The sequence below is a fragment of the Kitasatospora nipponensis genome, from assembly GCF_039528135.1.
GTDB lineage: Bacteria > Actinomycetota > Actinomycetes > Streptomycetales > Streptomycetaceae > Kitasatospora > Kitasatospora nipponensis.
The window spans coordinates 13,667-39,113 of sequence record NZ_BAAALF010000067.1 but is presented as its reverse complement, the minus strand read 5'-3'; the positions used below and the strand labels follow the sequence as shown (position 1 = coordinate 39,113).

Sequence of the window (25,447 nt, the reverse complement as noted above, 5' to 3'; positions counted from 1 at the left end):
TAGAGCATCACCTTGCCAAGGTGAGGGTCGCGAGTTCGAATCTCGTCGTCCGCTCCACAGCGAATAGGGCTCCCTCGGGGGCCCTATTCGCATATCCGCACTCCCCGTGCACGCCCGTTCACACCCTCGCGCCCCACTCCCCGCCGCCCGCCGGCGCGCCCAGCGGCGCCCCGCGGCGGCCACCGATGACATTTGTCACCCCCGACCCGTGGATGCGCAGCACCGACCGGTGCGCTCCGGCACTGCCCCGCGGCCCCGGCCGGCCGCAGGCTGGTTCCCATGACCAGCACCTCTCCCGCCGTCGAGGCCCAGGGCCTGCGGCGGCGTTACGGCAGCAGCGGCAGGGACGGCTTCACCGCCGTGCGCGGCATCGACCTCACCGTCCGGCGCGGTGAACTGTTCGCCCTGCTGGGCACCAACGGCGCCGGCAAGACCTCCACCATGGAACTGATCGAGGGCCTGGCCCGCCCCAGCGGCGGCACCGTGCGGGTGCTGGGCCTGGACCCGCACCGCGAACGCGCCGCGCTCCGGCCGCGGATCGGCATCATGCTCCAGGAGGGCGGCTTCCCCGGCGACCTGACGGTGGCCGAGACGGTCCGCGGCTGGGCCGGCACGACGAGCGCCCCCCGCCCGGTCGAGGAGGCGCTCGAACTGGTCGGCCTGCGCGAGCGCGGCGGGGTGCGGGTCAAGCAGCTCTCCGGCGGCGAGAGGCGCCGGCTCGACCTCGCGGTGGCGCTGATCGGCCGGCCCGAGGTGCTCTTCCTGGACGAGCCCAGCACCGGCCTGGACCCGCAGGCCCGCGCCGCCGTCTGGGGCCTCGCCCGCCGGCTGCGCGAGCAGGGCACCACGGTGCTGCTCACCACGCACTACCTGGAGGAGGCCGAGGCGCTGGCCGACCGGCTGGCGATCATGCACCACGGCCGGGTGGTCGCCGGCGGCACGGTCGCCGAGGTGCTCGCCGGCCGGCCCGCGCGGATCGGCTTCGACCTGCCCGCGCAGCCCGCCCCCTCGCTGCCGCGCCTGGACGGTGCGGAGGTCTCCTTCGCGGGGCGCCGGGTCACCGTGCGCACCACCGAGCTGCAACGGACGCTGGGCGAGCTGCTCGCCTGGGCCGAGCGCGAGGCGGTGCTGCTGGCCGGCCTGGACGCCCGCAGCGCGTCGCTCGAGGAGGCGTTCCTGGCCATCGCCGCCGAGCAGCCGCCGCAGGACGCCGGCCCGGCGGAGCCCGCCGCGCCCTCCCTGCTCGCCCGCCGTCCGCGCACCCTGATCGGAGACCAGCGATGACCGCCCGCACCCGGATGACCGCCCTGGGCCGCACCGAGGCGCTGCTGCTCGGCCGCAACCGCACCGCGCTCTTCATGGCGGTGGCCATGCCGCTCTCCATGATCGGCGCGCTGCAGGCGCTGCTGCAGGCCCAGCGCAAGGACATGCCCGGGGTCGACACGAGCTCGGCGCTGGTGCTCACCCTCACCGCGACCACGCTGCTCTTCGTCGTCTACTACAACCTGACCGCCGCCTACGTGGCCCGGCGTGCCGAGCTGGTGCTCAAGCGGCTGCGCACCGGTGAGCTGACCGACCCGGAGATCCTCGGCGGCACCGCGCTGCCCTCGGCCGCGCTGGCCCTGCTGCAGGTCACCCTGATCACGGTCGGCGTGGCCGCCGTCAGCGGCCTGAGGGCCCCGGTGAACCCGCTGGTCGCGCTGGTCGGCCTGCTGCTGGCACTGGCCATGATGATCCCGCTGGCCGCGCTCTCCAGCGCCTTCACCCGCACCGTGGAGACCACCGGCATCACCACGCTGCCGGTGATCATGCTCGCGCTCTTCGGGTCCGGCCTGTTCGTCCCCTTCAGCGCCCTGCCGCAGCAGCTGGTCCCCTTCCTCAAGCTGCTGCCCACCACCTCGGCGCTGGCCCTGCTGCGGATCGGCTGGCTCGGCGGCGACGGCTCGGACGCGAACGCCCCCCACACGCTGGGCGACACCTGGCTGCCCGCGCTGCCCTACCTGCTCGGGGCGCTCTGCTGGCTGGTGCCCGCCTGCTGGGCCGCCCGCCGCTGGTTCCGCTGGGAGCCGCGCCGGTGAGCCTCTGGTAGGAAGGCAGCGCGACACCACGCGACGAGGGGGGACGGCATGAACGTCCGCAGACCGATCCGGGCCTGGCGGGCCTGCGGCAAGCCGCAGCGCATCGAGATCTACAACCGCTGGTCGATGTACGCGCTGACGGTGGTGGTGCCGGTCCTGTCGCTCCCCTACCTGGTCCTCGCCGGTCGCCGCGAGGCCCCCGCCGGGCCGACCGCCGTGCTCTGCGTGGCGGCGCTGGCGCAGGCGCTCTGCTCGGTCCCGCTGATCCGCGCCGGGATGGCCAGCCACGTCGGACGCCGCCCGCTGCCGACCGGCTGGCTGCTGGTGCACGGCGCCACGACGGCGCTCGGCCTGTGGCTGGCGCTGCTGCTCGGCCCGCACCACGACGGCAAGCCGCCGACCACCGTGATCGCCGCCGAGTTCATGCTGATCCTGTGGATCGTCCCGCCGGCCCTGACGCTGCGCCCGCGGTTCACCGCCCTGTACGGCGTGGGCATGCTGGCGCTGAGCCTGCCCCCGCTGACGGTCGCCAGCGACTCCCTCCCGGCCGCGGTCGGCGTGCTGATCGGCGGGGTCCTGGGGATGACGGGCAGCGCGGCGAGCAGCCGCTGCTCGGCCTGGATGGTCGGCACCACCTACGAGCTGGACGCGGCCCGCGAGACGCAGTCGCGGCTCGCGGTGGCCGAGGAGCGGCTGCGCTTCTCCCGCGACCTGCACGACGTGCTGGGCCGCAACCTCACCACGATGGCGCTCAAGAGCGAGCTGGCCGTCCAGCTCGCCCGGCGCGGGCGCCCGGAGGCGGCCGACCAGATGGTCGAGGTGCAGCGGATCGCCCAGGAGTCGCAGCGCGAGGTGCGCGAGGTGGTGCGCGGCTACCGCACCGCCGACCTGCACGGCGAGGTGATCGGAGCCCGCTCGGTGCTGCGCGCCGCCGGGATCAGCTGCACCGTCGACCTGGGCCCCGACCCGGCGGCACTGGCGCCGCTGGCGCAGTCGGTCCTCGGCTGGGTGGTGCGCGAGGCGGCCACCAACGTGCTGCGGCACAGCGAGGCGCACGAGGTCGCGGTGCGGCTGCACAGCGGCCCGCGGCAGGCCGTGCTGGAGCTGGAGAACGACGGTGTGACCGAGCCGGTCCCCCGCACCGGTGAGGGCGCCCGCCCGGACACCGGCAGCGGACTCGCCGGGCTGCGCGAGCGGCTGGGCGCGCACGGCGGCGAGCTGACGGTGGAGCGCCCGGCCCCCGGCCGCTTCCTGCTGCGCGCCACCCTGCCGCTGCCCCGCACCCCCACCGAACCGGCGCCCGACAAGGAGCTCGCCGCATGAGCACCACCCCGCCCCGCCCCGAGCCGACCCGAGCCGAGCCGTCCGGCTCCACGTCGACCCGTCCGCAGCCGGTCCGGGTGCTGCTCGCCGACGACGAGCACCTCATCCGCGGCGCGCTGGCCGCCCTGCTCGCCCTGGAGGACGACCTCAGCGTGGTCGCCCAGGCCGCCTCGGGGCCCGAGGCGGTGGCGATGGCCAGGGCGCACCGCCCGGACGTGGCGGTGCTGGACCTGCAGATGCCGGGCCTGGACGGGCTGCAGGTGGCCGCCGAGCTGCGCCGAATTCTGCCCGAGTGCCGGACCATGATCGTCACCGGGCACGGCCGCCCCGGGTACCTCAAGCGCGCCCTGGAGGTCGGGGTGCGCGGCTTCCTGCCGAAGACCGTCTCGGCCGCCGACCTGGCCGGCATCATCCGCACGGTCCGGGCCGGCGGGCGCTACGTGGACCCGGAGCTGGCGGCCGAGGCGATCAGCGCCGGTGGCAGCCCGCTGACGCCGCGCGAGACGGACGTGCTGGAGCTGGCGGCGGACGGGACCTCGGTGGCCGAGATCGCCCACCGGGCCGGGCTCTCGCCCGGCACGGTGCGCAACTACCTCTCCTCCGCCGCCACCAAGCTCGGCGCGCAGAACCGCCACGCGGCGGTCCGCCAGGCCCGCGAGCACGGCTGGATCTGACCACCGGCCGCACCCGAGCGCTCGGGTGCGGCCCTGCTCAGCCCCGCCCGCGCCCCGAGCGGGCCGGGCTCAGACCCAGGTGCTCTCGGTCAGCCGCTCGTAGGCCTCGATGTACTTGGCCCGGCTGCGCTCGACGATCTCTGCGGGCAGCTCCGGCGGCGGCAGCTCGCCGCGCGGGTCCCAGCCGGAGGCCGGCGAGGCCAGCCAGTCCCGGATGAACTGCTTGTCGAAGGAGTGCTGCGCCGTCCCCGGCTGCCACTGGTCGGCCGGCCAGAACCGCGAGGAGTCCGGCGTCAGCACCTCGTCGCCGATCACCAGCTCGCCGTCGCGCACGCCGAACTCGAACTTGGTGTCGGCCAGGATGATGCCCCGCTCACGGGCGATCTCCCGGGCCCGGCCGTAGACCGAGACCGTGGTCTGGCGCAGGGTGGCGGCCCACTCGGCGCCGATCCGGCGGGCGGTCTCCTCGTACGGGACGTTCTCGTCGTGGTCGCCGACCTCGGCCTTCAGCGCCGGGGTGTAGATCGGCGCGGGCAGCTCGGAGCCGTCCACCAGGCCCTCGGGCAGCGCGATGCCGCAGACCGTCCGGCTCTGCTTGTACTCCAGCAGGCCGGAGCCGGTGAGGTAGCCGCGGGCCACGCACTCCACCGGGAACATCTCCAGCGCGTCGCAGACCAGCGTGCGCCCGGCCCAGTCGGCGGGTGCCCCGGCCGGCAGCTCGGTGGAGATCACGTGGTTGGGCACCAGGTCGGCGATCCGATCGAACCACCAGAGCGAGAGCTGGGTGAGGATCCGGCCCTTGTCGGGGATGTCACTCGGCAGCACCCAGTCGAACGCCGAGGTGCGGTCACTGGCCACCATGACCAGCCGCCCGGCCGGGTCGCGGTAGAGGTCGCGCACCTTCCCGGTGTGCAGGTGGACCAGGCCGGGTACCTGGACGGGCTCGGGCTTGGTGACAAATCCGCTCAAGGTCGTTCAGTCCTTACGCGTCGGGGTCGCTGCGCCCGAGTCTTTCATGCGCCCTCGCGGCGCCCCGGCGGGGCGAGGGGTCAGCCGTCCTTGCAGAGCTGGTCGAGCAGGTTGGCGGTGGCCCGCTGGATCCGCTCGTCGGTGTGCCCGGGGCGGTCCAGCGCGGGCGACCAGGCGAAGGTGCCGGCCGCGAAGACGTACGCGCCGCTGGGCGCGCGGTAGAGCGAGGTCTCCTGGAAGCGCGCGCGGCCGGCCTCGTCGCGGTAGGGCGAGTGCGCCAGCAGGGTCCGCTCGGTGTGCACCGGCAGCACCACCTTGGGGAAGTACCGGTCCGCCTCCCCGGCGACCAGGTTCGCCACCTCGTCGCCGTCCCGCAGCCCGGTGCCGGCCCAGAGCCAGTGCCAGGTGTTCCCCGCCCGCAGCGGCACCGGCTCGGCCACCCGGCCCGCGTACTGGACGCCGAGCAGGCCCTGCTCGGGCTCGCCCGCGTCGCGCCACAGCGCGCTGGCCGCGCCGGGCGGACCGGCCGCCGGCAGCCCGGGCTCGATCCGCCGGCGCTTGCGGCAGTTCAGCAGCCGGTTCGGCTCGCCGGACGGCGCCGGGGTCAGCTCGACCCGCCAGTACATGGTGTTGGCGGACAGGAAGACCAGCGAGGTGCCGCCGTCGCGGGCCGCCTCGGCGGCCCGGCGCATCGGCTCGGACCAGTACTCGTCGTGCCCGGGGAAGATCATCGCCCGGTGCCGGGACGGCTCCACCAGGCCGGCGTGCAGGTCGGAGGCGGTCGCGTAGGCCAGGTCGTAGCCGTACCGCTCGGCCCAGCGGATGAAGTCGTAGGCGTGCCCCACGTGCAGCGGCAGCCCGGCGCCCGCGTGCGGCCGGTCGAAGGAGACCGTGACCGCGGCCTCCGACTCGCCGAGCAGCCGCCCCTGCTCGTCCCAGGCGTGGTAGAGGCTGGCGCCGGTGTGCCCGTCCTCCGGGAAGAGGTTGTAGGCCTGCCAGGTGACGTCCGGCAGCACCAGGAGCAGCTCGGGGGCGGGCCCGACCCCGACCGGGTCGCGCACGGTGAAGGGGATGTGGCTGCGGTGGCGCTGGTCGGCGGTGGTGAGCACCGCCACGTAGGCGCCCGGGTGCCAGTGCACCGGGATCTGCAACCGCCAGGTGTGCCACCAGTGATGGCAGCTGACGGTCCGCCCGACCACCAGCGGGGCGGGCTGCTGCAGGCCGGCGATCAGCGGGCTCGCGGTCATGTGCTGCGCGCCGGCGCCCGCGTAGTGGCCGATCCGGTAGACGTCCACCACGAAGTCGCGCGGCGGGTGCACGGTGACCCGCAGGTCCACCGACCCGCCGGGCAGCACCACCCCGGCCGAGGCGAAGCCCTTGATCTGCTGCACCACGTCGTCCGAGGTGCGGGGCGCGCCGACCAGCGGGCGCGGCGCCGCCGAGGGCAGCGGACGCTGCCCGGGGGCGTCGGTGCTCACGTACCAGGCGATCGCGCCCTCGGTCCCGGCGACGTACTGGTCGGGGCTGCGCAGCCAGGGCAGCGGCCCCTGTCCGAACGGGTCCGAGACGCCGTGCGCATGCGTCCCGGACTCCCATCTGCGGCCCGGTTCCTTCTCCACGCGCCCCTCCCACTGATGCGCCGCGCCGTGGCACGTGCCACGGGGAAATGCGTGTGGTCCAGCAGACCACAGAGTGCTGGCGCCGCGTCACCCCAAGTGAGCAAATGGTACCAACGGTTGTGCCCGGCAAGCTTGCTGACGGATCGTCAGATTGTCGAGCGGGGCCCCGGCCGGGCGGGTCAGCCGAGTCTGACCGGCTTCTCCAGCCGGACGCCGGCCGCCTCCAGCCAGGTCCGCAACGGACCGGCCGTGCCCTGCTCGACCGCCTCGACCACCGGGTCGGCGAGGTCGCCGCGGCGGACCCCGCCGAGCAGCAGCACCGGACCGTCCAGCCAGTCCAGCCCGGGGCGGGCACCGGCGCTGTCCACCGCCGCGCAGCAGACCATCGCCGTGACGCAGTCGGCCAGCAGCTCGCGCCCCCCGCGCTCGGCGACGCCCGGCACCGCCGCCCGCGCCCAGCCGCTCCAGCAGCCGGGCCAGCGTCGGGGCGCCGCGCTCGGCGGGCAGCGGGGAGTCGGCTGGGGCGACCGTGTCGAGCGCCTCCTGCAGGGCCATCGCCTGCAGCCGCCAGCCGCGGTCCACCACCTGCTCGGGGTAGTCGTCCCAGGGCAGGTCGGCCTGCCCGCCGGGGACCGGCCCGTGGAAGAGCTCGGCGGCCAGCAGCGAGACCGCCGTGTCGACCGCGCCGGGATCCTCCAGCAGGTCGCAGGCGGGCCGGTCGCCCAGCCGGGTCTCGTAGCCCTCGGCGAGCCGGTCGCGGCGCGAGAGCTCGGTCAGTGCGGCGACCACGCCGGCGTTCAGCTGGCCCGGGCAGCGCCCCAGCCGCCAGGCCGGCAGGGCCACCCGGGTGAGCAGCCGGTCCCAGCCGGCATACGCCAGGCCGACCTGTCCCTGGGCGACGATCCGCAGCCCGTAGTCGACCGCCTTGGCCTGCTCGGAGGCGGCCGCGGCCACCGCCCGCTCCAGCTCCGCGATGTGCTCGCGGCAGGCCCGCAGCAGCGCCCGGGTGGTCCGGTCGAGCAGCCGGGCCACCGGCGTGCGCCGGCCGGAGCCGAGCTCGGCGTCCTGGCCGCGCACGAAGCGCCGGGCGGCGGCGATCTCCGGGTCCGCGGCGGCCGCGGTACCGGCCACCACCGGGGCCAGCAGGGCGCGCAGCTCGCCGGCCCGCATCCACCACAGGAACGGTGAGCCGATCACCAGCACCGGGGCCGGGACGCCCTGCGCCCGCAGCACCGCCGGGGCCGAGCCGGAGCGGCCCAGCAGCCCGCGCAGGCCCTCGCCCCGCGCGCCGGCGCCGTCCGGGCGGTCGGCGGGCGGCTCCTCGAGCCAGCTGTCGCAGTCCGGGGTGAGCGAGATCGCCGACGGCTCGGGGACCCCGAGCCGCTCGGCCAGTTCGTGGATCAGGCGGTACAGCTCGGGCGCCTGCGCCCGCGCGATCGGCACCGCGGGGGTGCTCGGCGCCTCGGCCCGGGCGTGCCGGCGGATCGCCGCCAGCGCGAGGGCGCCGACCAGCAGCGCCACCCCGCAGACGATCCAGCGGACGGTGTCCCAGGCCTGGGCGTCCGGCGAACCGGGGGCCCCGATCCGGCCGGTCACCCGGCCGGCCAGCAGCACCACGGCGAAGGCGGCCGGCAGGGCGGCCGCCGCCCGGGCCAGGCCGCGGATCCGCAGCACGGCGTGGGCCCGTGCGCGCGCGGCGTCGAGAGCGGCCATCCGGCGCTGCACCCCCTTCGGAGTCGGGTAGTCGAGATCGAACGATCAAGCAGTTCACGCTCAGCCGGTCAGTTCGCACCGCGACGGTCGCCGGTGGGGACAGCCGGCGGCCGGGCGGCCGGAACGCGTCGCCCGTCGATCGGCGCCCGATGTCCCGCGCGGTTCCCGCACGGTCCTGCTGTCCGTTCTGACGCACGTGCGCGAGCGGGTGTTCCAGATCCGCCTGGTTTCCACTCGTCCCGGTGACAGCGCGCGCTTTCCGGACCACGGACACCGGTTCGCATGCCTCCGGCAGCCCGTTCCCAGCAGCTTCCCCCCGGCCGGGCCGACGCACCCGGCGGCGACCGCGCGAGCGCCACCGGCGGCCCCGCGGTTCAGCGCACCCTAAGGCCGAAAACGCTCCCCCGTCAGCCCGTTGACACGGCATTCACTCGAAGGGCTGGAATCGCCCTGCCGTTCGGGGAGATCCGTCGCCCGCTCGAACACCTCGGCGAACGACGAAGGGCGCTGCGTCCAAGGAGGTGTCTCCCGGGACCCGGCGCCCTTCCGTGCGGGTGTCCATGCGACCGACCCGGCCCTGCCGGCCCGGCGGTCGCGGCTCAGCGGTGACCGCTCAGCCGTGGCGGCTCACTGCGAGGCCTTCAGCGCGATGTCGGTGCGGTGCTGCGAGCCCTCCAGGACGATCCCGGCCACACCCGCGTAGGCCCGCTCGCGGGCCTGCGCCAGGTCCTGCCCGGTGCCCGTGACGGAGAGCACCCGGCCACCGGCGCTCAGCACCCGGCCCTGCTCGTCCAGCCGGGTGCCGGCGTGCAGCACGAAGACGGTGCCGTCCGCGGCCTCGGCCTTCTCCAGACCCTCGATCACGTCGCCCGAACGCGGCGCGGCCGGGTAGCCCTCGGCGGCGATCACCACGGTGACCGCGGCGCCCTCGTCCCAGCGCAGCGGCTCCAGGTCGGCGAGCGTGCCGTTCGCGGAGGCCAGCAGCAGCTCCGCCAGGGGGGTGCGCAGCCGGGCCAGCACCACCTGGGTCTCCGGGTCGCCGAAGCGCGCGTTGAACTCGATCACCCGGGTGCCGCGCGAGGTGAGCGCCAGACCCGCGTAGAGCAGGCCGGAGAACGGGGTGCCGCGGCGGCGCAGCTCGTCCACGGTCGGCTGCAGGACGCTCTCCAGCACCTCGGCGACCAGGCCCTCGGGGGCCCAGGGCAGCGGCGAGTAGGCGCCCATCCCGCCGGTGTTGGGACCGGCGTCGCCGTCCAGGGCGCGCTTGAAGTCCTGGGCCGGCTGCAGCGGCAGCACGGTGGTGCCGTCGGTGATCGCGAAGAGGGAGACCTCGGGACCGTCCAGGTACTCCTCGATCACCACCCGGCCCTGCTCGCCGCCCGGGCGCTCGCCCATGCAGGCGGCGGCGTGGGCGAGCGCGGCGGTGCGGTCGGCGGTGACCACCACGCCCTTGCCGGCGGCCAGGCCGTCGTCCTTGACCACGTAGGGGGGGCCGAAGGCGTCCAGCGCCTCGGCCGCCTCGGCGGCGGTGGCGCAGACGTAGGAGCGGGCGGTGGGCACGCCGGCGCCGGCCATGACGTCCTTGGCGAACGCCTTGGAGCCCTCCAGCTGGGCGGCCTGCGCGGACGGTCCGAAGACCGCGATGCCGGCCGCGCGCAACGGATCGGCGACGCCCGCGACCAGCGGGGCCTCCGGTCCGACCACGACCAGGTCGGCGGCCAACCGCCGGGCGAGCGCGGTGACCTGCGCGCCGTCCAGCTGGTCGACCGGGTGGACCGTCGCCACCTGCGCGATCCCGGCGTTACCCGGGGCGCAGTGCAGCTCGGTGACGGCGGGATCTTGGGACAGGGAGCGGCACAGGGCGTGTTCGCGGGCGCCGCCGCCGATGACGAGGACCTTCACGCTTGGCAAGGGTAGTCGGTGGCGCGTTCCCGCCGGTCCACCGGGCTGCCGCCGGGCCCGGGGCGTGCCGCCGGCAGGCTCCTGGCCTCGGCGGCTTCGGCCGGGCAGGGGACCGGGTCAGGTTCGCAGCACGCCGCGCACTCGCTCGGAAGAGTGAAATCCCGCCGACTTCCGCAACCCTCCCACCTTGGGTTCCTGATGCCTTTTCGGGTAACGATCATGGGGGAAGCACCCCCACGGTCAGCCATTTGGCGGTAAGAAGTGCTGTTGGATACCCAACAGCAGTCCCCACAGCAGTCCGCGCAGCAGTCAGGCCGGCCGGTCGGGAGCCGACCGGCCCGTCAAGGGAGCCCCACAGGTGAGCCAGCCCGAAATGCAGCCCGAGGAGAGCCCCTGGGGCAAGGACGTCGGTGAGGAGGACCAGTCCACCACGACGGCCCCCGTCGGCCGGGACCGCGCCGCCACCCGCCGCCGCGCGGACCTGAGCGCCCGCCAGTTCCCGCTCGGGGACTGGGGTGAGCCCGCCGAACGGCTGGAGGAGCTCTACCGCTGGTCCGAGGAGCGGGCCGTCGAGGCGATCGACTGGTACCGCCGCGACCGGGTCTGGAAACGCCGCTGGGCGCGGCTGCTGCGCTTCGGCGCGGCCACCCTGGGCGTGGCGGGGGTGACCCTGCCGCTGGTCCAGCTGACCGGACGCTGGCCGCACGCCGCCGCCTGGGGGTACGTCACGCTGGCCCTGGCCGCCGGCTGCCTGGCCGCCGACCGGGCCTTCGGGCTGAGCTCGGGCTGGATGCGCGACGTCAGCACCGCGCAGGCGCTGCAGCGGCGGCTGGAGGCGTTCCAGTTCGACTGGGCCTCGGAGTGCGTGCGCGAGGTGCTCGGCCCCACCGAGGGCACCGCCGGTGAGGCAGCCGAGCGCTGCCTGGGCGTGCTGCGGCGGTTCTGCGAGGACGTCTCGGAGATGGTCCGCGGCGAGACCTCGGAGTGGATGCTCGAGTTCCGGGCCCGGATGACCCAGCTCCCCACCCAGGCGCCGGGCAGCTGGGGCGGGCGGAGCGAGGGCGGGACGGGCGCCCAGGTGCGCGTCCTGCCGCCGCCCGGCACCCGGCCCACCATGCCGCGCCAGCGGCCGCCGGAGGGCCCGCTGCGCTAGGGCCCGTCCGGCCCTAGGGCGGCGGGTCGCCGGACCACGCTGCGCAGGCCGGGGCCGGCCTGCGCGGGCAGGGGACCGGAGCGGGGGTCAGGCGAAGACGACCATCGATCCCTGGGTGAGGCTGCGGGTCGCCGCGGCGTAGAGGCCCGCCCAGGCGTGCCGCTCCCGCGCGTAGGGGTGCACGTCGTCCAGCGGCGGCGCGAACGGCTGCTCCAGACCGGTGGGACCCAGCGGGCGGGTCGGCCCGGGCGGGTTCAGCGGGTCGATGCCCAGCGCGGGGGCGACCGCCTGCAGCTCGCGCAGCAGCCCGTACGAGGAGCCGAGCGGGCCGCCCGCGGCCAGCAGCGACTCGTCCACCAGCGGGATGTCGAACTCGATCGGGACGTAGGCGCCCGCGTGGTCGAAGTGCCAGACCAGGTGCGAGTGCTCCGCGGTCGACTCGAACATCTCCAGCAGCTGCTCGTAGTCACCGCCCAGCGCGTCCACCGGGGTGATCCCGAAGCCGGTCAGCTGCAGCAGGTAGGCCCGGCGCAGGAAGTGCAGCGAGTCGTAGTCGAAAGCCGCTATCGGCTCGACCCCGCCGGTGATGCCCGGGGTGAAGGCGTACACCGGCACCTCGGGCAGACCGCGCGCGGTCAACGAGGCGTTGTAGAGGGCGAGATCCTCGCGGAAGGGGTTCTCGAGGCTGCGGCTCAGTACGTCCACGAGCGGTACGAGCCAGAGGTCGCAGGCCACGGGCCGCTCTTCCTCTCAGACGGCGGGCTGGCAGGGGCAGGGGCGTCCGACCAGGTCGTCGGCGCCCGATCCACCCTACCGGCCCAGCGTGCGGTGCGGAGCCGGGTGGCGCGGGCCACCGCCGGGCGCGGGGTCCCAAAGGCCCCCGACGGCGGGGTCGAGGGCCTTAGGAAGACGGCTCGGCGGACGGTTCGGGGCAGGGCTCGGGCAGTGGACCGTCCAGCGGCTCGGCGGTCAGCAGCGGCAGGACCGAGACGCTCTCCAGCGACTCCCCGGTCAGCTCGGCCAGCAGCCGGACGGTGAAGAGGTTGTAGTCGTTGAGCATCCGGTGGGCGCCGCGCAGGTCGCGCGCGGCGATCAGCTCGACCAGCTCCCCGTGCTTGTCCCAGCAGACCCCGGCCAGCTCCTCGCGGGCCCGCAGGAACCGGGCCGCGAACATCCAGGACTGCACCCGCAGCCAGTCCAGGTAGTCGGCGATCCGCCGGTTCTCCAGGAACCCGGCGACCTCCTGCCAGAACCGCCGGTCACAGCCCACCATGACGTCCAGCTGCCCGGCCCGGGCGGCCCGGGCGGCGGCCTCGGCCCGCCGGCGCAGCGAGCCCATCCGCGACCAGTCGTAGGTCCCCACCCGGGCGCCCAGCTGGCGGAAGGCGCTGTCGGTGAGCATCGTCCTGGCCTCGAAGATCTCCAGGAAGTCGGCCCAGGTCAGCTCGGGGACGGTGAAGCCGCGGTGGTGCTCGGCCCGCAGCAGCCCCTGCGCCGCCAGGTCGACCAGCGCCTCACGGGCCGGGGTCGCCGAGACGCCGTACAGGTCGGCGATCTCCTTGACGGTGAAGTTGCTGCCGGCCGCCAGCCGGCCCGCCATCATCTCCTCCCGCAGCGCGCCGGCGATCTGCTCACGCAGGCTGTTGCGCTGGATCGGGAGACGCCCGTGCCCGGAGATGACCACGAGCCGGACCTCCTCTGACCTGATGTGGCGGAAAGCGAGCGGTCATCTTCTCAAAACCGCCCACCCTCCGCACCACCTCCACGACCGCGGGCCGGTCACCCCGGGCCGGTACCGGCCCGGCGCCGTCCCCCGGGTCAGCGCTGCACGGGCGCGGGGATCCCCAACAGCCGGTCGCGCAGCACCGGGAACTCCGCCCGCGCCTTGGCGACCTCGGCCGGATCGAACTCCACCGTCAGGACCTCCTCACCGACCCCCGCCTCGGCCAGCACGTTGCCCCACGGGTCCACCACCAGGCTGTGCCCGGCCTGCTCGACGCCCCCGTGGGTCCCGGCGGTGTTGCAGGCCAGCACGTAGGCCTGCTCCTCCACCGCGCGGGCCCGGGCCAGCAGCGTCCAGTGCTCGCGGCGCTTCGCCGGCCAGGCCGCCGGGACCACCAGCAGCTCCGCGCCGGCGTCCAGCAGGGCCCGGAAGAGCTCGGGGAAGCGCAGGTCGTAACAGGTCGCCAGACCGAGGCGGCCGAAGTCGGTGGCGGCCGTGACGATCTCCTGCCCCGCGCCCATCGCGACCGCCTCACCGCTGTCGAAGCCGAAGCGGTGGATCTTGCGATAGGTGTGCACCAGCTCGCCGGCCGGCGAGAAGAGCAACGAGGTGTTGTAGACCGGGCCGTCCGGGTCCCGCTCCACGATGGAGCCCGCGTGCAGCCAGACGCCGGCGGCCCGGGCGGCGGCTGACATCACGTCAGCGGTCGGTCCGTCCAACGGCTCGGCCCCGGTGGACCAGGCGTCGTAGGCGAACCCGCCCAGCGGCCAGAGCTCCGGCAGGACCACCAGCTCAGCACCCTCCTGCGCCCGTACGAGCGCGGCCGCGCGGGCCCGCCGCTCGGCTGCCGGTTCGGCATCGGACACGGAGAGTTGGATCAATGAGGCGCGCACACTACCACCGTCCACAACAAGAGACCTACGATCGTCACCCGAAAGCGCTGCCCTGCTCTCTGCGGGCAGCGTAACGTGCGCTTAGCGCGTGCGCCCGGAAGCCGGGATTCCCGGCCTCCGCAGTCCTGGGCGTGCGGGTGAACAGCCGACGGATGGCCGGAGAATAACTTCTGTGACCGACAATCAGACCGTGCAGGCACACACCGACGCCTGGACGCACTCCATCGAGTCCATAGCCGAGTTGCTGGCACCCCTGCCCGGCGACTCCTGGAACCGCCCGACCGAGTGCCCGGGGTGGTCGGTGCGCGACGTGGTGTCGCACGTGATCGCGGTCGAGTCCGAACTGCTCGGCGACCCGCGCCCGATCCACTCCCTGCCCAGCGACCTGCGCCACATCAAGGACGAGCTGGCCCGCTACCTCGAACTCCCCGTGGACAAGCGCCGCTGCCACACCGCGCCCGAGATGACCTCGGAGCTGGAGTACGTGATCATCCGCCGTTCGCGCGCCCTGCGCAACGCCACCACCGGCGCCGACGACCAGGTGCGCTTCCCGGCCGGCCCGTTCTCCTTCGACCTCCCCTACCGGCAGCTGCTGCGGATCCGGACGCTGGACGTCTGGGTGCACGAGCAGGACCTGCGCCGCGCCCTGCGACTGCCCGGCAACCTCGACTCGCCCGGCGCCCTGGTCACCCGCGACGTGCTGCTGGAGGGCCTGCCGAAGGTGGTCGCCAAGCTGGCCGGCGCCCCGGCCGGCTCCGCGGTGGCCTTCGACGTCACCGGCCCGCTGGAGTTCCTGCGCACCGTGCGGGTCGACGAGAACGGCCGCGGCTCCATCGACAGCACCATCGCGCTGGGCCCCGACGTCCGCTTCACCCTCGACTGGGACACCTACCTGCGGCTGGCCACCGGCCGGGTCCGCCCGGACGCCCTGCCCGCGGGCGCCGTGGAGGTCGCGGGCGACACCGAACTCGCCAACCGGATCCTGGCCAACTTCGTGCTGACCCACTGACGGGCTGACAGGCGCCACAGCGACACGCCGTCAGGGCGTTACAACCGTTTTGGCGTACACGTATGACCGCGCGCGGGGTGGCGCGCCTCGCACACCCGCGCGGTCGCGCCACACCAGTACCTCACCCGTTCGGCCTCGTTGACCCTGGCATATCCCATCGTCAATCGAAGGAGTGGGATCCGCCATGGACAACACCGGCATGGTGTTGGTGAAGATGAGCTTCCCGGTCACGGGCCAACCGATCCGGGTGGTGATGATCGACGGCGAGCCCTGGTTCGTGACGGCGGACGTCTGCCGGATCCTCGGCCGCGTGAACCCGAGCCAGACCGGCAAGCTGCTCCCGGAGGCCGACACGCGAGTCGTCGACATGCACTCGGCCGCCCTAACTTCAAGTGAGGGCGGGGGCGTTTCCGCAGGTGGGCTGCCCTACACCAACAGTAACCCGCACCTGAACGTGGTCAACGAGTCCGGCCTCTACACCTTGATCATGAGGTCGCGGAAGCCCAACGCCGCCCCCTTCCAGGAGTGGGTCACCCACGACCTGCTCCCCTCCGTGCGGCGCGGTGACACCGACGTGCCGACCCAGCGCCGGCGAATGGCCGAGACGCTCGCGGAGGCGGTCGGGCAGCGGGTGGAGGTGGTGGCGGAGGTCGGGCGCGAGGACCTGTCCGACATCCGGGTCCACTCGGACGGGACCGTGCACTGCCCGCACGGCGAGATGGTCCCCGGACTGCCGGCCCCCGGTGAGGACAGCGGGCCGCCGTTCGGGCCGTTCTTCGCCTGTCCGGCCGAGGAGCGGGTCGGGATCCGGGGCAGCCGGCTCGTGCCGGGCTGCGGGCGGCTGAAGCTGGTCGAGCTGGCCCGCCGACTGCGGGTCACGCCCCGGGCCGACCCCGCGGCGCCGCCCCCGGAGCCCGGGCCGGCGCCGGCCGGCCCGTCCACCGCGGACCCGGCGCCGGAGCAGGTGGTGGCGGAGATCGGTGACGCCCGGATCCACGGCAGCCCGCGGAACATCGCCGCCCTGCTGCGCTTCCGAGCGGCCTGAACACGGGGGGTGGCAACCCTCAGTTGAACTGAGGGTTGCCACCCCCTTCGCAGGTCAGAAACCCTCCGCAGCCCTCCGCAGCAGCCTCGCGCGCAGCCGCAGGATCATCACCGTGCCGACCGCCAGCGGCACGTACATCCAGCAGAACGCCACCCGGTACGCCTGCGCCGAGTAGCCGGCGCCGCCGGCCGGGGAGACGGCGTCGAGCAGGACGCCGATGCCCAGCAGGGTGACCATGGTCGCGATGAACCCGCCCATGTTGGCGATCCCCGAGGCGGTGCCCAGCCGGTGGGAGGGGTTGTAGGAGCGGGCGTAGTCGAGGCCGACCAGCGAGGCGGAGCCGTTGCTGCCCATCACGACCAGCACGAGCACCAGCAGCCAGAGCGGCGGGTGGCCGCCCGGCCAGGCCAGCGCGAGCGCCCAGCAGGCGCCGGTGGCGGCGATCACGCTCAGCACGATCGGCATCCGGGCGCGCGGGCCGCGGCTGAGCAGCCGCCCGAAGAGCAGCCCGAAGAACATGTTGCTGAACACCAGCAGGGTGAGCAGCCCGCCCGCCTCGGCACGGGTCATCCCCTGGCCCTCGACCAGGTAGGGCAGGCCCCAGAGCAGCGCGAAGGCGTTGCCGGGGAACTGGGTGGTGAAGTGCACCCACAGGCCCAGCCGGGTGCCGGGCTCGCGCCAGGAGTGCCGGATCTGGGTCAGCACCGGCGCCCGCTCCGGGCGCGCGGCGGCGTCGGTGCCGCGCGGTCCGGCCGTCCCCGGCGCCTCCCGCAGCAGCAGCGCGACCAGCGCGAAGACGCCGACGCCGAGCAGCGCGGTGGCGGTGAAGGTGGTGGTCCAGCCCTCGGTGTGCAGGGCCTGGGCCAGCACCACCGTGGTGACCAGGTTGCCGCCCATCCCGGCCAGCCCGGTGAGCTGGGCGACCAGCGGGTTGCGGGCGGCGGGGAACCAGCGGGCGGCGATCCGCAGCACGCTGATGAAGGTCATCGCGTCCCCGCAGCCGAGCACGGCGCGCGAGGCCAGCGCGGGTCCGAAGGAGGTGCTGAGGGCGAAGCCGAGCTGTCCGGCGCTGAGCAGGACGACACCCAGCAGCAGCACCCGGCGCGGCCCGAACCGGTCGACCAGCAGGCCGACCGGGATTTGCATGGCCGCGTAGACCAGGACCTGGACGATCGAGAAGGTGGAGAGGGCCGAGGCGCCGACGCTGAACCGCTGGGCGGCGTCCAGTCCGGCGACGCCCAGGCTGGTGCGGTGGATCACCGCGAGCACGTAGACGCTGACGCCGATCGCCCAGGCGCACCAGGCGGCCCGGCCACCGGGCGGAGCCTGCGGCGGCGCGCCGGCGTCGGCACCGACCGGGACCACGGCGGCGACCGGGACGACGGTGGCGATGCCGGCGTCACCGCCGACCGCGGGGAGTCGGGGGCCGGGGACGGACGGGGAGCGGGTGGCGCCGGCGGGGACGTGGTCTCCGGTCATAGTGCGCCCAGACTAGTCATCCCATCATTTGCCGACCCCCCTCGGGTGGGCACCCGGCCCGCCCGGCGGCCACCGGCCGGGCCCCCGCTCACCCCGTGAGCACCCAGCTCACCACCCGTGTCATCCGCTGGTCGCGGAACGCCTCGTCGCGGACCCAGTCGGTGGTGTCCCGGACGGTGGCGGTCACCGTGACCCGCTGGCCGGGCAGCAGGGGCAGGGCGGTCGGGTCGTACCAGGTGTGGTCGGGGGACTGCGGCTGCAGCGGGCGTCCGTCCACCTTCCAGTCCACCTGAAGGCTCCGGCCGCCGGCCAGCGGCAGCGGGTGCACGGTCAGGCGCGGACGGCCGGTCACCTCGCCGGGCGTCGGCTCGGCCGAGTCGACCGGGTCCACCCGGCGGTAGATCTGTTCCAGGATCGCCTCCCGGGAGGGGAGGTTGTAGCTGCCGCCCAGGGTGCGCATCACCGAGTCGGCGGTGGGGCGGTAGACGCCGTTGGCGCTGCGGTAGGCGCCGACCGTGCCGCCGCCGTCCGGCGACTGGGCGCCCAGCCAGCGCCACCACTTCAGGTGGTCGCGGCGCATCACGTCCTCGCCCTGGTTGGAGAGGTTGGGGTAGTCGGCGTCGTTGGGGGCGCTGTCGTACTCGTCGCCGAGGTCGCCCACGGTGTGGCCTATCTCGTGCTGGATGATCCGGCCGGCGTCCGGGCTGCCGCCCGCCAGGGTGGTCACCCCGGTGCCGCCGGCCCCGCCGTACTCGCTGGAGTTGGCCAGCGCGATCAGGTACTGCGGGCCGCTCCCCTCGCCCGCGAGGCGGGCGGTGGCGGCCTCGTCCGCGCAGAGCAGCCGGGCGGTGCCCTCGCACCAGAAGTGCATGCCGAGCGGGGTGCCGGGCCGGCGGCCCTTGTTGTCCGCCTCCGCGATGCCGGGGGTCGGGGAGACCACCTCGACCCGCCGTATGTTGAAGAAGCCCTGGTAGGTGCGGAACGGCTCGATGTCCATCAGGGCCCGCCAGGCCTGGTCGGCCTGCCGGCTGAAGAGGTCCTGCTGGGCGGCCGTGTAGCCGTCGCCGAGCAGCACCAGGGTGATCCGGTTGGCCGGATCACCCGTGCGGCGTATGTCGACGGTGGGCGCCGCGCCGACGGCGCGCAGCCGGGCCTGGACCTGGGCGAGGGCCGAACGCGGTGGTGCGGCGCGGTCGGTCGTCGCGCCGGAGAGCGGGCTGATCGCGGCGAACGGGGCCGGTCCGGCCAGTTCCACGGCGGCAGGCAGCACGGCTGCCGCGAGCAGGGCGAGTGCGGCCAGACTCCGGATGAGACGGCCAGGGTTGCCAGGCGCCATGCGGACGGTCCTCGGTGCTCCGGTCACCCGGCGGGCGCTCGGGTGGGGGGTCGCCAAGACGTACCCCGTCCGAACCGATCATCCGACTTTCCGTCGAACATCTCACCGTACTGGCTCAGTCACCGAACGTGTCCGAGGCGCGCGGAAGCCTCAGGAGGCGCCGGCCCTACGCGCCGTGAGCACCAGGTGCGTCGCGACGCCCAGCAGCAGGCCCCAGAAGGCGGATCCGATCCCGTGCACGGTCATGCCCGAGGCGGTCGCCAGGAAGGTCACCACGGCGGCCTCCCGGCCGCGCTCCTCGGCGACGGCCGCGGCCAGGCTCGACTGGAAGGCGCCCAGCAGCGCCACCCCGCCCACCACGGCCACCAGGGCCACCGGCAGTCCCGAGAAGAGGCTGACCAGCACGCCGCCGAAGCAGCCCACCAGCAGGTAGCAGACCCCCACCAACATCCCCGCCACGTAGCGCCGGCGCGGATCGGGGTGGCTCTCGGGGCTGGTGCAGATCGCGGCGGTGATCGCGGCGATGTTGACCCCCGGGCCGCCGAACGGCGCGAGCAGCACCGAGATCCCCCCGGTCGCGCCGATCAGCAGCCGGTCGTCGGGCCGGTAGCCGGCGGCCCGCAGGACGCCGAGGCCGGGGGCGTTCTGCGAGGTCAGCGCCACCAGGGTGAGCGGCAGCGCGAGCCCGACCAGCGCCGCGCCGTCCAGGACCGGCCAGGTCAGCACCGGGCGGGTCAGGCCGCCCTCGCCCAGGTGCAGCGGCAGGCCGGTGGTGAGGGCGGCGACGCCCGCGCCCACCAGCAGCGCGGCGGGCACCGCGTAGCGCGGCAGCAGCCGCCTGCCCAGCAGGTAGGCCGCCAGCGCGGCCAGCACCACGGCGGGCGCGGTGCGCAGCGAGGTGAAGATGTCGGTACCGAAGCCGAACAGGATGCCCGCCAGCATCGCGTTCACCACGCCCGTCGGGACCGCCCGGATCAGTCGCCCGAACAGCCCCGTGGCGCCGAAGACCGCCACCGCCACCCCGCTCACCAGGAAGGCGCCCACGGCCGCGGGGTAGGAGTACGAACCGAGGCTGCCGACCAGCAGCGCGGCGCCCGGCGTGGACCAGGCGGTGATCACCGGCATCCGGGTGTACCAGCTGAGCAGCAGCGCGGTCACTCCGCTGCCGACCGAGACGGCCCAGATCCAGGACGCCGTGTGCGGCTGGTCCAGGTGCCCGGCGGGGGCCGCCGCCAGGACCACCACCAGCGGCCCGGAGTAGCAGACGACGATGGCGATCACCCCGGCCAGCAGCGCCGAGAAGGAGGCGTCGCGCCGCAGCGCGTACCGGGGCGGCACCCGGACCCCGTCGGGTCCGGCGACGCTCTCGACCACGCTCCGTTCAGCCATTCGAGCAGTATTCAGGAGCTGCCCCGCGGGCCGCGCGGAAATATCTTCGAAGACACCTGCAACCCCCGGCGGGGATGGACGTCTGTACGGATGAAGGCGCGGAGAGCGAGACCGGCGAGGCCGGGGGGAGCTTGAGAGCCGGTCGCCTTCACCTCACCCACCGTCAGCACCGCCAGAGCCCTGAAGGAACGCATCATGCGCATGCCCGTTATCTCCGCCTCTGCGAGGAATGTCGCCGCGCCGCTCTCCCGTCGCGTCACGCTCGGTGCCGTCGCCGGCGCCTTCGTCCTCAGCGTCGCGCTGCCGCTGCTGCCCGGTGGCCCGGCCGCCTGGGCCTGCGGGGACGGCCGCCTGGACGGTCCGCGGACGGTGGCGCCGACCGGCGACCACGTGGCCCCGGCCGCCGCCTTCCTGCCGCTGGCCTCGGACACCGTCACGGCGGACGGCGGTTGGAGCGAGTTCGGTGTCGAGATGGCCAACTTCTCCGGCCAGGCCTACGAGAACGCCCACCCCAGCCTCGGCTTCTACGCCAAGGACGGCAGCCCGCTGCGGGTCAAGGACGTCACCGTGCAGGTGATGAGCGGTGGGCAGTGGCAGCAGCTCCCGATCAAGGCGTACTGCGGCCCGGTGGTCGACGCCGTCACCACCTCGCTGGCCCGGCACCTCGACGACGGGCGGGCGGCCCGCTTCCTCTTCCGCGTGGCCCTCTCCCCGGACGCCCCCCGCGACGAGCACGAGATCGGCCTGCTGACCGACGCCTGGGGCGACGGCGCGCACACCACGGGCAGCCAGGACCTCAAGACCGTGAAGGTCAGGCACCTGCCGGCCGCCGCGACCCGGAGCGCGGCCCCGAGCACCGCCGCCGCACCCGCACCCGCTGTCGCGCCCGCTGCCGTGTCCGCCACCGGGCCCGGGCCCGGGCGGACCGGCAGGGCCGACAGGGCCGGGGCGCCGTCCAGGATCCGCCGGTGCACCTCGCGCAGCTCGGCGCCGGGGTCGACCCCCACGTCCGCGGCGAGCATCCGGCGGACCCGCTGGAAGACCGCCAGCGCCTCCGACTGCCGGCCGCCCAGGTGCAGCGCGATCATCAGCTGCGCCCAGAACCGCTCCCGTTCGGGGTGCGCCGCGGTCAGCGCCTGCAGCTCCGCGGTGGCCGTCAGGTGGCGTCCCAGCCGCAGTTCGGCGTCCAGCCGCAGCTCCCGCGCGCCCAGGCGCAGTTCGGCGAGCCGGTCGGCCTCCTCGCGGTGCAGCGCGTCCGAGGGCACGTCGACCAGGCCGGGGCCGCGCCAGAGCGCCAGCGCGTCCGCGAGCTGGCGGGACGCGCGCTCGCAGTTCCCCTCGCGCAGCGCGGCCGCGCCGGCGTCTCGCAGCCCGGTGAACCGCTGCACGTCCAGCTCGCCCGGAGCCACCCGCAGCCGGTAGCCGCCGCCGTGCGTCTCCAGCCGGTCGGCGGCCAGGCCGAGGCGGTGCCGCAGCCGCATCACGTAGTTGCGCAGGGTGGTGGCCGCGGTGGGCGGCGGGGTGCCGTCCCAGAGCAGTTCGGCGAGCAGCCCCGCGGGGACCAGCTGGCCGGGGCGGACCAGCAGGGCCGCCAGCAGCACGCGCTGCTTGGCCGCCGGGACGGCCCGGACCTCGTGGCCGTCGTGGACCAGGAGCGGACCCAGGATCCCGAATTCCACGTCTGCACGCTCCCTGACCGAGGTGGTTGATCATGCCCAGCGGTCAGTTCTAGTCCCCGGTGGGGTTGTCCGGGAGCGGGTGGAAGGGCTGGTCAATCAATTCCGGACAACGCCGCGGCGGGCCGGACCGATCGGAGCGGAATGTTCCGCTCCGATCGGTCCGGCCCGCTGTGCGGCCTGCCGTGCCGGCGCGGCGTCAGCTCCGGTTGGGGCCCGGGTACTGGCAGGCGGCCTGGGCGGCGGTGGCCAGCTGCTGCGGATCCAGCTCGGCCGGCTGCGCGGGGGCACCGGGTGGGGGCAGCAGCCGCGCGTCGACCGTGCCGGTGGGTCCGCTGCCGCCCAGGCAGGCCGGCGCCACCACGGTGATCGGCGCCTGCGCCGCCTGCGGTCCCGCCGGTGGCGGACCGGAGGCCGCCGGATCCGTGGCGGGCGGTGTGGCGGGCGGCGTGCCCGGCGGCGTGCCCGGGCCGGCCGGGCCGCTGGGTTCGCCCGGGCCCGCCGTGCTGCTCGGGGCGGCCGGGCCCGGCCACAACGGGCCCAGCCGCCACAGCGACGCGAACCCGGTGACCACGCTGCTGTTCATGCCGAGCGAGTGCCAGATGGGCTTCGTCTCGGTGCCGCCGGCCGCGAAGTAGGCCGCGAACCCGACGATGCCCAGGTTCGGGCCGGTGGCCGTCAGGTCCACGGTGTTGCCGTCGGGACCCTGCTGAGTGATGGTCAGCGCGATCGAGGTGGGCATCGGCACGTCGTCGGCGCACCGCGTGGGCGCCAGCGAGCTGGGCGGGTTGCCGTGCACGACCGCCGAGGCGACCACGCCGCCGCCCTGGAGCTCGAACCAGCGCATGTCGTCGGAGCCGCCGGTGGCGTCGTGCACCACGTCGCCCACGCAGTAGCCGACGAACGGCAGGGGGCAGCCGGCCGGCACGGTGCGCAGCAGCGAGGCGTTGAGGCTGGCGCCGGCCCGGACGTGGGCGCCGCTGCCGTAGCTCATCCCGGTGAAGAGCACCGGAGCGGGCGTCGCCGGCCCGGGGGTGGCAGCGGTGGCAACGGCGGCGGGGTCGGTGGAGGTGCCGGACGGGCCGGCCGCGGAGACCGTCCCCGGACTCGGCACGGCGGTGGCGATCGCACAGGGGGACGGGGCGTGCACGGCCTTGCCCGATGGGTGCAGCTGAGCCCCCAGCAGGCCGCAGCTGACGGCCACCGCCGCGGCGACCGCCACCAGGCCGGACCGTCTCGACCAGCGGCGCCGGTCGGCGGGTCTGCCGTGCAACTCGTCGACGGAGATGCGGACCTGCTCGACGTCCTGCTCGGCCGACGGCCCGTCCGGCGTCCCGTCCACCGGCGCGGTCGCCTGGTCGGTGCCGTCCGCGCCGCTGCCGCCGGTGCCGTCCGCACCACCGGTGCCGTCCGGCCGGAGCTCCGCGCGCTGGGCGGCCAGCGTGCGGTTCAGCTCCTCCCAACGCCGCTGCCAGAGCCGGATGTCGCCGCCGCACGCCCCCACGTAGGCCAACGTCACCTCCAGACTCGGCTGCCGCATGCCGCCGGCGGCGTCGCTCAGGGTGCTGGCGCCGAAGCCGGCGAGCGCCGCGAGGGCGCGGTAGGTGGGGTTGCCGGCCTCCTCGCGGACCGTCCGCAGGTCGTGGGCGAACGCCTGCAGCGGGCCTTCGGCCGGATCGATGGGGCGTGGTTTGCGGGCCAACGAATCTCCTGGGATCTGCCCGGACCCGCCGCATTCCTGGGACGGCCCGGGGCTTCTGGTCCGTACGAACGGTGCGGTCAGCGGTACTTGAGGGGCAGTCGAAGTGCCGTGTGATGGTACTAGTCGATCGCCCGGGTGTGCGACGCTCCCCGGGTTCCGTCCGGGTCCCGTCCGCATCGTGGACGCAGGGCCGCTGAGCAGGGATTCGTTACCGCGAGGCGGCCCCGCGGGTTACGGCCGGGCACCGGCTGAGGCCAGGTCAGGCCTCCCAGGTAAACCGAAGGTTGAATCATGTCCTAACTCTTGTTGGCCTGCTCATGCCTGGCTAGCCTCGTCGCGAGCCACCCGACCGAACGGTGATTCGGGCAGCTCACGACCACCCCCATGCCCACGGGTCACACCCGCCCGTGGGTGGTCCCCGCACGCAACGCCCCCGGTTCACCCCAGCCACAGGAGGCAGTTCGTTGTTCAGCTCCCCCACCACCGCCCGGGCCCGCCGCATCGCGATGGCCCTCACCGGCACCGCCGCCCTCGCCATCTCCGGCCTGGCCGCCGCGATGCCCGCCGACGCCAGCACGGGCGCCACCGTCCACAGCAACGGCGGCACCTCCTGGGTGCGTTCCTGCGCGACCCTGGCGGCCGGCGACACCATGTCCTGCAACGCGCTGAGGGTCACCAGCGTGGTCCAGCACATCAGCCCGCTCGGTGTGACGCCCAACGCGACCCCGGCCGGCTTCGGGCCCGCCGACCTGCGCAGCGCCTACAACCTGCCGGCGGGCGGCTCCGGCCAGACGGTGGCCATCGTGGACGCCTACAACGACCCCAACGCCGAGTCCGACCTGGCGGTCTACCGCTCGCAGTACGGCCTGCCGGCCTGCACCACCGCCAACGGCTGCTTCAAGAAGGTCAGCCAGACCGGCAGCACCACCAGCCTGCCCGCCAACAACTCGGGCTGGGCGGGCGAGATCTCGCTCGACCTCGACATGGTCTCGGCGATCGCGCCGAACGCCCACATCATCCTGGTCGAGGCGAAGACCGCGAGCATGACCAACCTGGGCACCGCGGTCAACGAGGCGGTCAAGCTGGGCGCCAAGTTCGTCTCCAACAGCTACGGCGGCGGCGAGTCCTCCAGCGACACGAGCTACGACTCCAGCTACTTCAACCACCCGGGCGTGGCGATCACCGCCAGCTCCGGTGACTCGGGCTACGGCGTGGAGTACCCGGCGGCCTCGAAGTACGTCACCGCCGTCGGTGGCACCGCGCTCAAGAAGGCCACCAACGCCCGTGGCTGGACCGAGTCGGTGTGGTCCACCAGCAGCACCGAGGGCGCCGGCTCCGGCTGCTCGGCCTACGACGCGAAGCCGTCCTGGCAGACCGACACCGGCTGCTCGAAGCGGACCGTCGCGGACGTCTCCGCGGTCGCCGACCCGGCCACCGGTGTCGCGGTCTACCAGACCTACGGCGGCTCCGGCTGGAACGTCTACGGTGGCACCAGCGTCGCCTCGCCGATCATCGCCGCGGTCTACGCCCACGCCGGCACCCCCAGCGCCGCCATCCCGGCGGCCGACGCCTACGCGCACCGCAGCTCGCTCTGGGACGTGACCAGCGGCTCCACCACCACCTGCTCGCCGTCCTACCTCTGCACCGGCGTGGCGGGCTACGACGGCCCGACCGGCCTCGGCACCCCGAACGGCCTGGCGGCCTTCACCGGCTGACGCCCGGCAGGCCCCGAGTGTGAGGGCCCGTCACTCCTGGGGGAGTGAC

Annotated in this window: 19 protein-coding genes and 1 pseudogene; 8 read left to right on the top strand and 12 right to left on the bottom strand. The window is 74.7% G+C overall.

All coding sequences use genetic code 11. The features are described from left to right. Positions 1-279 precede the first annotated feature (279 nt). From ABD323_RS19690 to ABD323_RS19675, 4 genes are read left to right on the top strand one after another with little or no spacing between them, the layout of a single operon-like run. Entirely contained in the window at positions 280-1,284 is a 1,005-nt protein-coding gene (locus ABD323_RS19690) for an ABC transporter ATP-binding protein (protein ID WP_344443037.1), read from the top strand. Then, positions 1,281-2,078, top strand: coding sequence for an ABC transporter permease (locus ABD323_RS19685; RefSeq protein WP_344443036.1), 798 nt, complete (start codon positions 1,281-1,283; stop codon positions 2,076-2,078). The genes ABD323_RS19690 and ABD323_RS19685 overlap by 4 nt, the downstream gene beginning before the upstream one ends. A 48-nt stretch (positions 2,079-2,126) precedes the next feature. Continuing rightward, positions 2,127-3,401: a sensor histidine kinase gene (locus tag ABD323_RS19680; protein ID WP_344443035.1), complete on the top strand. Its 1,275-nt coding sequence runs from the start codon at positions 2,127-2,129 to the stop codon at positions 3,399-3,401. Further along, complete coding sequence (locus ABD323_RS19675; protein ID WP_344443034.1) at positions 3,398-4,075, top strand: response regulator; 678 nt, start codon at positions 3,398-3,400, stop codon at positions 4,073-4,075. Before ABD323_RS19680 ends, ABD323_RS19675 begins: the two co-directional genes overlap by 4 nt. A 69-nt stretch (positions 4,076-4,144) precedes the next feature. On the opposite strand, the gene ABD323_RS19670 is transcribed toward ABD323_RS19675, so the two are convergent. The 4 genes and pseudogenes from ABD323_RS19670 to purD form a co-directional block, all read right to left on the bottom strand. Beyond that, entirely contained in the window at positions 4,145-5,044 is a 900-nt protein-coding gene (locus ABD323_RS19670; protein WP_344443032.1) for a phosphoribosylaminoimidazolesuccinocarboxamide synthase, read from the bottom strand. Between the two features lie 80 nt (positions 5,045-5,124). Beyond that, positions 5,125-6,663: a N,N-dimethylformamidase beta subunit family domain-containing protein gene (locus ABD323_RS19665; RefSeq protein ID WP_344443031.1), complete on the bottom strand. Its 1,539-nt coding sequence runs from the start codon at positions 6,661-6,663 to the stop codon at positions 5,125-5,127. A gap of 179 nt (positions 6,664-6,842) precedes the next feature. Beyond that, positions 6,843-8,376, bottom strand: a pseudogene (locus tag ABD323_RS19660) (hypothetical protein). A gap of 627 nt (positions 8,377-9,003) precedes the next feature. Next, positions 9,004-10,278: a phosphoribosylamine--glycine ligase gene (purD, locus tag ABD323_RS19655; protein WP_344443030.1), complete on the bottom strand. Its 1,275-nt coding sequence runs from the start codon at positions 10,276-10,278 to the stop codon at positions 9,004-9,006. A 358-nt stretch (positions 10,279-10,636) separates the two neighbouring features. On the opposite strand from purD, the gene ABD323_RS19650 reads away from it, so the two are divergent. Then, on the top strand, positions 10,637-11,431 hold the full coding sequence (locus ABD323_RS19650; RefSeq protein WP_425556072.1) for an SLATT domain-containing protein: 795 nt from the start codon (positions 10,637-10,639) through the stop codon (positions 11,429-11,431). 87 nt (positions 11,432-11,518) lie between these two features. Here the strand turns inward: ABD323_RS19650 and ABD323_RS19645 are convergent, their stop codons facing one another. The 3 genes from ABD323_RS19645 to ABD323_RS19635 all read right to left on the bottom strand — a co-directional run bounded on the left by ABD323_RS19645 (position 11,519) and on the right by ABD323_RS19635 (position 14,047). Next, positions 11,519-12,166: a hypothetical protein gene (locus ABD323_RS19645; RefSeq protein ID WP_344443029.1), complete on the bottom strand. Its 648-nt coding sequence runs from the start codon at positions 12,164-12,166 to the stop codon at positions 11,519-11,521. A 166-nt stretch (positions 12,167-12,332) separates the two neighbouring features. Next, positions 12,333-13,115: a GntR family transcriptional regulator gene (locus ABD323_RS19640; RefSeq protein WP_344443028.1), complete on the bottom strand. Its 783-nt coding sequence runs from the start codon at positions 13,113-13,115 to the stop codon at positions 12,333-12,335. Between the two features lie 134 nt (positions 13,116-13,249). Beyond that, positions 13,250-14,047 (bottom strand): carbon-nitrogen family hydrolase, encoded by a 798-nt coding sequence (locus tag ABD323_RS19635; protein ID WP_344443027.1) that lies wholly within the window; start codon positions 14,045-14,047, stop codon positions 13,250-13,252. Positions 14,048-14,219: 172 nt separating this feature from the next. Between ABD323_RS19635 and ABD323_RS19630 the strand changes: the two genes are divergently transcribed. Beyond that, positions 14,220-15,056, top strand: a complete 837-nt coding sequence (locus ABD323_RS19630; RefSeq protein WP_344443026.1) for a maleylpyruvate isomerase family mycothiol-dependent enzyme — start codon at positions 14,220-14,222, stop codon at positions 15,054-15,056. 184 nt (positions 15,057-15,240) lie between these two features. Continuing rightward, positions 15,241-16,101, top strand: a complete 861-nt coding sequence (locus ABD323_RS19625; protein ID WP_344443025.1) for a BRO-N domain-containing protein — start codon at positions 15,241-15,243, stop codon at positions 16,099-16,101. Between the two features lie 54 nt (positions 16,102-16,155). On the opposite strand, the gene ABD323_RS19620 is transcribed toward ABD323_RS19625, so the two are convergent. From ABD323_RS19620 to ABD323_RS19600, 5 genes are all read right to left on the bottom strand, one after another. Further along, a complete protein-coding gene (locus ABD323_RS19620; RefSeq protein ID WP_344443023.1) occupies positions 16,156-17,580 on the bottom strand; it encodes an MFS transporter in 1,425 nt (474 codons plus the stop codon). A gap of 88 nt (positions 17,581-17,668) precedes the next feature. Continuing rightward, positions 17,669-18,916, bottom strand: a complete 1,248-nt coding sequence (locus ABD323_RS19615; protein WP_344443022.1) for a M64 family metallopeptidase — start codon at positions 18,914-18,916, stop codon at positions 17,669-17,671. A gap of 150 nt (positions 18,917-19,066) precedes the next feature. Then, positions 19,067-20,305 (bottom strand): benzoate/H(+) symporter BenE family transporter, encoded by a 1,239-nt coding sequence (locus ABD323_RS19610; RefSeq protein WP_344443020.1) that lies wholly within the window; start codon positions 20,303-20,305, stop codon positions 19,067-19,069. Positions 20,306-20,829: 524 nt separating this feature from the next. Next, the gene (locus tag ABD323_RS19605) at positions 20,830-21,984 is read right to left on the bottom strand and encodes an AfsR/SARP family transcriptional regulator (RefSeq protein ID WP_344443019.1); all 1,155 of its coding nucleotides are present in this window, start codon (positions 21,982-21,984) and stop codon (positions 20,830-20,832) included. Positions 21,985-22,180: 196 nt separating this feature from the next. Then, the gene (locus tag ABD323_RS19600) at positions 22,181-23,683 is read right to left on the bottom strand and encodes a hypothetical protein (RefSeq protein ID WP_344443018.1); all 1,503 of its coding nucleotides are present in this window, start codon (positions 23,681-23,683) and stop codon (positions 22,181-22,183) included. A 506-nt stretch (positions 23,684-24,189) separates the two neighbouring features. On the opposite strand from ABD323_RS19600, the gene ABD323_RS19595 reads away from it, so the two are divergent. Beyond that, positions 24,190-25,398, top strand: a complete 1,209-nt coding sequence (locus tag ABD323_RS19595) for a S53 family peptidase (RefSeq protein WP_344443038.1) — start codon at positions 24,190-24,192, stop codon at positions 25,396-25,398. The last annotated feature ends 49 nt before the right edge of the window (positions 25,399-25,447 follow it).

What these genes read in the sequence shown, in the direction of transcription:
- ABD323_RS19685 (WP_344443036.1), top strand. Translation starts at nt 1,281, where the DNA reads ATGACCGCCCGCACCCGGATGACCGCCCTGGGCCGCACCGAGGCGCTG.
- ABD323_RS19595 (WP_344443038.1), top strand. Translation starts at nt 24,190, where the DNA reads ATGGCCCTCACCGGCACCGCCGCCCTCGCCATCTCCGGCCTGGCCGCC.
- ABD323_RS19615 (WP_344443022.1), bottom strand. Translation starts at nt 18,916, where the DNA reads ATGGCGCCTGGCAACCCTGGCCGTCTCATCCGGAGTCTGGCCGCACTC.
- ABD323_RS19610 (WP_344443020.1), bottom strand. Translation starts at nt 20,305, where the DNA reads ATGGCTGAACGGAGCGTGGTCGAGAGCGTCGCCGGACCCGACGGGGTC.
- ABD323_RS19680 (WP_344443035.1), top strand. Translation starts at nt 2,127, where the DNA reads ATGAACGTCCGCAGACCGATCCGGGCCTGGCGGGCCTGCGGCAAGCCG.
- ABD323_RS19620 (WP_344443023.1), bottom strand. Translation starts at nt 17,580, where the DNA reads ATGACCGGAGACCACGTCCCCGCCGGCGCCACCCGCTCCCCGTCCGTC.
- ABD323_RS19690 (WP_344443037.1), top strand. Translation starts at nt 280, where the DNA reads ATGACCAGCACCTCTCCCGCCGTCGAGGCCCAGGGCCTGCGGCGGCGT.
- ABD323_RS19675 (WP_344443034.1), top strand. Translation starts at nt 3,398, where the DNA reads ATGAGCACCACCCCGCCCCGCCCCGAGCCGACCCGAGCCGAGCCGTCC.
- ABD323_RS19625 (WP_344443025.1), top strand. Translation starts at nt 15,241, where the DNA reads ATGGACAACACCGGCATGGTGTTGGTGAAGATGAGCTTCCCGGTCACG.